Raw genomic sequence first — 250 nt, 5'->3', positions numbered from 1 at the left:
CACGAATTTCAAAATCAGGGCTTATTTCTTGTTCAATAAGTTCCTGAACATAATTCAAATCAATCATGGTGTTTTTACAATGAGTATTCAAATGTATATAATTATCGAGATATTCTACCATGATTGTGTTGGATAAATAAAAAACCGCTCTGCAAAGCAAAACGGTGATGTCAGTATTTATTTTTCAGACATTATCTTATCTTTTTCCTTTTGGAATTCTTCTTCAGATAAAACTCCGGAGTCTTTTAGG

Annotated in this window: 1 protein-coding gene; it reads right to left on the bottom strand. The window is 30.8% G+C overall.

What is annotated here, in order from left to right; genetic code table 11:
* Positions 1-177: 177 nt before the first annotated feature.
* Positions 178-250 (bottom strand): SHOCT domain-containing protein (locus SB786_RS37095; RefSeq protein ID WP_410731694.1); only part of this gene is annotated, 73 nt, incomplete at its 5' end.

The organism is Burkholderia sp. SIMBA_062 (genome assembly GCF_046534765.1).
GTDB lineage: Bacteria > Pseudomonadota > Gammaproteobacteria > Burkholderiales > Burkholderiaceae > Burkholderia > Burkholderia ambifaria.
This window is presented reverse-complemented; position numbering and strand designations above follow the sequence as displayed.